This window comes from Mesorhizobium sp. M7A.F.Ca.ET.027.03.2.1 (assembly GCF_003999175.1).
GTDB lineage: Bacteria > Pseudomonadota > Alphaproteobacteria > Rhizobiales > Rhizobiaceae > Mesorhizobium.
This window is the reverse complement of the sequence record NZ_RZOM01001720.1, coordinates 1-675: the sequence shown is the minus strand read 5'-3', so window position 1 is coordinate 675 and position 675 is coordinate 1. Positions and strand designations below refer to the sequence as shown.

Below are 675 nucleotides of genomic sequence, written 5' to 3'. Positions count from 1 at the left end.
ATCCGGAAGTGGTCGATCACTATCGGCGGCGGTTTCCGGCGAACCTGTAACGCATCGCGGTTTCGCCCCAATTCGTCGCGACGCTGAGAGCCATGTCCGATCCACGCCTCGCATCCCTGGTAGTCGTCGTCTGTTCGCTCTGCGCCATGCCGTCATTCGCGGCCGAAAGCAGTTATGTCTATTGCGACAACGGGCTGCGCTGCTTCAAGGCGCCCTGCCCGTCAAACAGCGTGCTCGACCTTGCCACCGGGGCGATCAGCAAGGGCGTCTCGATCGACCCCAGCGGATTGCCGCAGGCCGACAAGGCGATAACCGATCTTTCCGACGCGCTTTATGCCGGCAAGATCGTCGTCAGGGGCTCGATCGAGCACCGCACCCAGACCATCACCGGCGAGAAGTACAATCTGCCCTGGCTGGTCGCGACCCGTATCGTGCGGACCGCCAAGGACAGCGAACGCAAGCACTGTTCGTCGCACTGATAGGCGGTTCAGCCCTGGTCACGCGCCAAGCAGCTGCTCTATTTCGGCAGCAATCCGCAGCAGGCGCCGGTCATGCCCGTTGCGCGCCACCAGCATCAATCCGGCGGGCAGCGGAGTACCCGGCATCGGTATCGAGATCGCGCAGAGATCGAACTGGTTGGCAACCTGCGTGTTGCGCAGCAGCAGACCCTCGGTG

General features: G+C 63.1%; 1 protein-coding gene and 1 pseudogene. One reads left to right on the top strand and one right to left on the bottom strand.

Annotated elements, in window-relative coordinates:
• Nucleotides 1–92 precede the first annotated feature (92 nt).
• On the top strand, nucleotides 93–479 hold the full coding sequence (locus tag EN750_RS37640; RefSeq protein WP_127399492.1) for a hypothetical protein: 387 nt from the start codon (nucleotides 93–95) through the stop codon (nucleotides 477–479).
• 18 nt (nucleotides 480–497) lie between these two features.
• Here the strand turns inward: EN750_RS37640 and EN750_RS41330 are convergent.
• Nucleotides 498–675: pseudogene (locus EN750_RS41330) on the bottom strand (amidase); the annotation flags it as partial.